Genomic DNA, 6,313 nt, shown 5'->3' with positions numbered 1-6,313 from the left:
CGGCCACCGCGGCTGGCGTGACGCCGTGCCGCTCGGCGACCGGGCGCAGCGCGCCGGCCAGCGCCAGGTTGGCCGATAGGGCAGGCTCGGTGAAGTCCGGGTGACCGGCCCGCCAGTCACCCGGCTCGAGGGCAGCCGCCCTGGCCGCGGTGAACGCGCCGGTGAGCAGGCCCGAGGCCATCGGGCTGTAGACGATCGCTCCGGCTTCGTGCTCGCGGGCCCACAGCAGCACGTCATCGGCGGCGTCGCGGTGGATCAGATTGAACTGCGGCTGGATGGCGTCCACCGTGCCGATCTGCTCCGCGGCCTGCAGCTGGCGGATGCCGTGGTTGGACAGCCCGGCCGCGCGGATCTTGCCCTCCCGCTTGAGGTCGGTGAAGACCTGCCAGTACTCCTCGAGCGGCGTGCCGTCCTCGGCCGGCCAGTGCATCTGGTAGAGGTCGATCCGCTCCACCCGCAGCCGCCGCAGCGAGGCCTCGACCTCGGCCCTGATGCTGGCCGGCGCGCCTACCCGCCGGGGCGCCGCGGACCGGTTGGCCGGATCCCAGACCAGGCCGCCCTTGGTGAAGACGTAGGGCCGGTCCGCCTCGGGCAGGCCCTCCAGCGCGGCCGCCACCACTTCTTCGGAGTGTCCCAGCCCGTAGACGGCGGCGGTGTCGATCCAGTTGATCCCGGATTCGACCGCGTGCCTGATGGCGGCGATGGACGCGGCATCGTCCTGGTTGCCCCAGGCGAATGCCCAGTCGCCGCCGCCGATGGCCCAGGCCCCGAATCCGGTCCTGGTCACGTGCATGCCGGTGCGGCCGAGCTGGGTGGTGGGAAGTGTTGTCATGATCGTTCTCCTTGAATGATCGTTGAGTGAGTGTTCAGCCCGCGGCGAGGAGGCCGAGGCCGGCGCTGAGCGAGGCGATGATCGCCCCGCCGACGGCGACCGCCACGAATGACCGGGCGAAGCTGGTCTGGAAGAACTTGTGCCGGAGGTAGGCCAGGGTCAGCAGTTCGGTGGCGACCACGATGACCGCGGCGAGGATCGCCGCGCCGTAGCCGGGGATCAGGAACGGCAGGGTGTGGAAGATGCCGCCGGCGAACGTGCCGCCGCCGGTGATCGCGCCGCGCAGCATCGGGCTCCCGCGCCCGGTGAGGTCACCGGTGTCCGACAGCCCCTCGGAGAAGGCCATGCTCACGCCGGCGCCCAGGGCGGTCGCGGCGCCGGTGTAGAACGCGGTCAGCGGGTGGTGGGTGGCCAGGACCACCGCGAAGATCGGGGCGAGGGTCGACAGCGACCCGTCCATCAGCCCGCTCAGCGCGGGCTGCACGCGCTTGAGGAGGAACGTCCGGCTGTCCATGGTGACCGGTGAGGTCTCGGTGTGGGTGGTCGTGGTCATGTCGGTGTCCTTTCTCGGCTGGGACGCTTGCTCTCAGCTGGCTTCAGCGTCGTTGGCGGCGGGGTGAGGGGGCGTCACACCGCCGGGTGATTCGCGGCGCACCTCGAGCAGTTCCAGCCCGAGCGCCTCGAGCTGGGCGAGCGCGCCGTACAGCGCGGCCTGATCCGCAAGGACGCCGGCCAGTACCGTGTCCTCGCCGTGTACCTGCGCGTCCAGGGCCGGGAACGCGGCGCGCATCGTCCGGCCGAGCCGGCCGCGGACGCGGATCTGGTACCTCACCGGACACCCCGGACCGGGGCGCTGACCCGGGTGAACCGGGAGACCGAGAACAGGCACAGGGCCGCGAGCAGGATCGAGAAGGTCAGTACGGCGGGGAACGTCCCGGTGAACCCGGCGAGCACGCCGACGCCGACGACGGGAATGATCAGGCCGGCGTAGCACGCCACGAAGAAGGCGGAGATGGACTGGCCGCGCCGCTCGGCCGGGGCCAGCCGGTTGGCGGTGGCCAGGGTGCCGAGGAAGATGGCGCCGACGGCCACGCCCCCTGTCACCGTGCCAGCCAGGAACAGGGCCATCGCGGACTGGGCCAGGGCGGCGACGATCAGCGCGAGCGCGGCGAGGAAGAGGATCAGGCCGGCCAGCACCACCCGGCGGCTGTCGAGGCGGGACACCGCGACCTGGGTGATGGCGCCCACCGCGAGCAGCAGGAACACCACGGCGCCCTGGACGGCGTGGCTGCCCTGATGCAGCTGGCCGGCGATGAAGCCGGGCACCAGGGAGCTGAACAGCCCGAGCAGGGCGAAGGCCGCGAAGGCGGCGACGCCGGCGGCGATGAACTCACCCCGGCCCCGCTCAGGGATGCCCAGCCCGGCGAAGCGCAGGGCCGGCCGGGTGCGGTGCGGCACCGTCTCGGGGACGAGCAGCAGGAGCAGGGCCGCGACGGCCAGGACGGCCAGGTACACCTCGAACACCAGCGTCGTCGGGTGTGGCGCGTACTGCGCGAACAGCCCGGCGATCAGCGGGCCGAGGCCCAGGCCCGCCATGTTCGCGGCGGTGGCCGCCAGCGACGCCCGGCGCCGGGCCGAGGCCGGTACCAGTTCGGTGAGCGTGGCCGTCGCGGTGCCTGTCATCAGGCCCGCCGACAACCCCGACACGATCCGGGCCCCGATGAGCGCCGCCAGGTCGGGGGCCAGGATGAACACGACCGTGCTCAGCGGGCTGGCCCCGAGTGCCGCGGCCAGCACCGGCTTGCGGCCGGCCTGGTCGGAGGACCGCCCGGCCAGCAGCAAGGTCGCGATCACCGCCGCGGCGTAGACGGCGAAGGTCACCGTCACCAGGGCCGCGGAGAAATGCCACCGGCTCTGGTAGATGACGTACAGCGGGGTCGGCAAGGTGGTGCCGAGCATGGTGCAGGTCAGTACCAGCGCCAGCACCCAGAACGCGATCCGCCGCGGTCGCTGGCCGCGCTGGTCCGTGCCGGGCCGGCTGGATGCCTGCGGGGGAGCTTGCATGGTGGTGGTCATGTCCGGGTTCCTTTCTGGTGCGGGCGAGTCAGCAGCAGCCTCCCGGTCAGCCGGGTGAGCGGGCGTCACACGGCGGGGTGATCCGCGGGTACGCCTCGGCCAGCGGTCCCGGACGACGTAGTGTTGGGAGCGGTGCCTGTCGAGGAGACCCGCCGTGGAGCCTGCCGTCTGGTCAGGGGTCGCCAACGCCCCGGCCGCCCCGGCCGCCCCGGCTGTCCGGGATGGAGTCATCGCGCGCCCCGGGCTGTTCCAGCGGCTGACCCAGGCGCAGCGCGTCGCGCAGGTGTCGGCGCCGCCGGGGAGCGGCAAGACGATCTTGCTCAGGTCGTGGATCGCCGAGTGCGGCCTGACCGGGCGGGTGGCCTGGGTGGCGGTGCCTGGCGACTGCGACGCTCAGCGGTTCTGGGTCTCGGTGACCGGCGCGCTGCACGGCATGGCTGCCGGGTCCGCGCTGGTGCGGCCGCTCACGGCGGCGCCCGAGCTAGACGGCTGGACGGTGGTCGAACGCCTGCTTGAAGACCTCGCTTCGCTCGAGGAGCACGTCTGGCTGGTGCTCGACGACCTGCACGAGCTGTGCTCGGCCGAGGCGCTGCGCCAGCTGGAACTGCTGATCATGCGCGCGCCGCCAGCCTTGCGCTTCGTGCTGATCACCCGCCACGACCTGCGGCTGGGCCTGCACCGGCTGCGCCTGGCCGGAGAGCTTAGCGAGATCCGCACGGCCGATTTGCGGTTCAGCCCGCCGGAGGCGCGGGCGCTGCTCGACGCGACCGGCGTGTCGTTGTCGGACGCCGCTCTTGGCGTGCTGTATGACCGGACCGAAGGCTGGGCGGCGGGGCTGCGGCTGGCGGCGCTGTCGCTGGCCGGGCACCCCGATCCGGAACGTTTCGCGGCCGAGTTCGGCGGCAGCGAGCGCACGGTCGCCGAGTACCTGCTGGCCGAGGTGCTGGATCGGCAGAGCGGACAGGCCAGGCGGGTGTTGCTGCGGACCTCGATACTGGAACGGGTCAATGGCGAGCTGGCCGACCTGCTGACCGGGGACTCGGGCGGCGAGCGGGTCCTGCAGCAGCTCGAGGAGGCGGGCGCGTTCGTCGTCTCGCTGGACGCGCGGCGGTCCTGGTTCCGCTACCATCAGCTGTTCGCCGATCTGCTGCAACTGGAACTGCGGGGGAGCAGCGCGGCCGAACTGCCCGCGCTGCATAACGCCGCCGCCGGGTGGTACGCCGAACACGGGCATCCCGTCGAGGCGGTGCGCCACGCTCAGGCCGCGCGCAACTGGGGCCTGGCCGCCCGCCAGCTGTCAGACCGGTGGATCGGCCTGGGCCTGGCCGGGCTGGGCGGCGCCGTGCACGAGCTCTTCGCCCGTTTCCCGCCCGCGGTGATCGCCGCGGATGCCGAGCTGGCGGCCGGGGCGGCCGGCGACCAGCTGGCCAGGGGATCGCTGGGTGAGGCCGACCGGTACCTAGCCCTCTCAGCCCGGGCGCTGGAGTCGGTTCCCGCGGACAGGCGCGGGCACGCGCGGGCGCTGCTCGCCGGGGTGCGGATGCGCCGGGCACGTCAGCGCGGGGATCTCGCGGCCGTGGCGGAGGAGGCGCAACGGCTGCTGACCCCCGCGATGACCGCGGGAGCAGATCAGCTCGAGCTGAGCGGGGACCTGCGGGCGCTGGCGCTGATTAACCTCGGCATCGTCGAGGTCTGGACATCTCACTTGGACGAGGCGGACCGGCACCTCGCGGAGGGCATCGCCCTCGCGCACGAGATCGGCCGGCCCTTTGTGGAGGTCACCGGCCTTGCGCACTGGGCGCAGCTGATGAGCTGGCGGTCCTTCCCGCTGGGGGCAGAGCGCGGCCTGCAGGCGATTGAGCTGGCTAACCAGCACGGCTGGGCCGATGAGCCGATCGTTGGCGTCGCCTATCTGGCCCTTGGCGTGGCGATGGTCACCCAGGGACGGCTTGAGGAAGCGGAGCGGGCCCTCGGCCGGGCCGAGCGCACCGTCCGGACCGAAGTCGAGCTGGCCGCCGGCATGCGGCTGCACTACGGCCGCGGCATGCTCGAGTTCGTGTGCGGCCGCCACGACACCGCTCTGCGCGCCTTCCAGGCGGCCGAACGGCTGTGCGAGTCGCTCGTCACGCCGCACACGCTCGCTCCGCGGCTGCGCTCGCACATCCTGCAGACGCTCGCCCGCTGCGGCGAAACGCAGCGCGTCGAACAAGCGCTCGCCGGCATGGACACGCCGGCGCGGGACCGGGGCGAGATACGCATAGCCGCGGCGTCGCTGCGGCTCGCCCAGCATGACCCGAAGGCGGCGACCGTGGTGCTCGCGCCCGTCATCGACGGCTCGGTTCCGCTGCAGAACGCCCATCTGTGGGACGTCCAGGCATCCCTGCTTCAGGCGATCGCCTGCGACGCGCTCGGCGACGCGGGGGCCGCGAGGCGTGCCCTGGAGCGGGCTCTCGACCTCGCCGCGCCAGAAACCCTGCTCTTCCCGTTCCTGTACGACCCGGCGCCCGCGCTGCTCGACCGCCATCGCCAGCACGGCACCGCGCACGCCGGCCTGATCGCCGACATCCTCAGCGTGCTGGCCGGCCAGGAACCTGGCTCGCAGCCGTCAGGACCACCGCACTTGCGCGAGCCGCTCAGCAGCGCCGAGGCCCGCGTCCTGCGCTACCTGCCCACCAAGCTATCGGCGCCGGAGATCGCCGACGAGATGTACCTGTCGGTGAACACGGTCAAGACCCACATGCGCCACCTGTACGACAAGCTCGGCGCGCACCGCCGGCACGAGGCAGTGGAACAGGCCCGCGCTCTCGGGCTGCTGGCGCCGCCCCCGCGACGGCCCTGACCGAACCTGGGCGAACCGCCGCCAAGCCCAATCACCCAGTCGTGTGACGCCGCCTCACCCTCCGTCGCCTGAGGCTTGACCTGTCAGAACAGCCAACGACAGGAGGCGTGACATGACCACCACTCAGCCTGAGACGCAGCCCGGCACACCCGTCAGCACCGGCCGCGACGACCGGGCGGCCACCCCGGTTGTCGCCTTTATCGGCACCGGGCGGATGGGCGGCCCGATGGCCGCCAACCTGGCCCGCGGCGGCTTCGACGTGCGGGTATGGGACCGCACCGTGGCCCATGCGGAGCCCTTGGCGGCCGACGGCGCGGTGGTGGCGGCCAGCCCGGCGGAAGCAGCCAGGAGTGCCGCGATCGTCATTACGATGCTGGCCGACGGAGCCGCCACCGAACAGGCCGCCACCGGTCCCGGCGGTCTGCTGGACGCTGGCCCCGGGATCATCTGGGTGCAGATGGGCACCGTCGGCGTCGAGTGGACGACCAGGCTCGCCGGCATCGCCGCCGACCGCGGCGCGGTGTTCGTCGACGCACCGGTCTCCGGCAGCGAGGGCCCGGCCAGGG

Annotated in this window: 6 protein-coding genes; 2 read left to right on the top strand and 4 right to left on the bottom strand. The window is 72.8% G+C overall.

Translation table 11 applies throughout. The features are described 5' to 3' along the window. From WA805_RS02390 to WA805_RS02375, 4 genes are all read right to left on the bottom strand, one after another. Positions 1–832 (bottom strand): aldo/keto reductase (locus tag WA805_RS02390; RefSeq protein WP_425241546.1); only part of this gene is annotated, 832 nt, incomplete at its 3' end. A 34-nt stretch (positions 833–866) separates the two neighbouring features. Beyond that, complete coding sequence (locus tag WA805_RS02385) at positions 867–1,385, bottom strand: hypothetical protein (RefSeq protein WP_422275336.1); 519 nt, start codon at positions 1,383–1,385, stop codon at positions 867–869. A gap of 33 nt (positions 1,386–1,418) precedes the next feature. Beyond that, complete coding sequence (locus WA805_RS02380; RefSeq protein ID WP_422275334.1) at positions 1,419–1,664, bottom strand: hypothetical protein; 246 nt, start codon at positions 1,662–1,664, stop codon at positions 1,419–1,421. Next, complete coding sequence (locus WA805_RS02375) at positions 1,661–2,908, bottom strand: MFS transporter (RefSeq protein ID WP_425241545.1); 1,248 nt, start codon at positions 2,906–2,908, stop codon at positions 1,661–1,663. The genes WA805_RS02380 and WA805_RS02375 overlap by 4 nt, the downstream gene beginning before the upstream one ends. Before the next feature lie 154 nt (positions 2,909–3,062). On the opposite strand from WA805_RS02375, the gene WA805_RS02370 reads away from it, so the two are divergent. Continuing rightward, positions 3,063–5,747, top strand: a complete 2,685-nt coding sequence (locus WA805_RS02370; RefSeq protein ID WP_425241544.1) for a LuxR C-terminal-related transcriptional regulator — start codon at positions 3,063–3,065, stop codon at positions 5,745–5,747. 112 nt (positions 5,748–5,859) lie between these two features. Next, positions 5,860–6,313, top strand: a 454-nt coding sequence (locus WA805_RS02365) for an NAD(P)-dependent oxidoreductase (protein WP_425241543.1), incomplete at its 3' end; no start/stop codon positions are given.

The organism is Trebonia sp. (assembly GCF_049794275.1).
GTDB lineage: Bacteria > Actinomycetota > Actinomycetes > Streptosporangiales > Streptosporangiaceae > Trebonia.
Note: the sequence above shows the minus strand (reverse complement) of the source record. Positions and strands in the feature narration are given on the sequence as shown.

Excerpts from the sequence above, each read along its gene's own strand:
- WA805_RS02385 (WP_422275336.1), bottom strand. The coding sequence starts at position 1,385 with ATGACCACGACCACCCACACCGAGACCTCACCGGTCACCATGGACAGC.
- WA805_RS02375 (WP_425241545.1), bottom strand. The coding sequence starts at position 2,908 with ATGACCACCACCATGCAAGCTCCCCCGCAGGCATCCAGCCGGCCCGGC.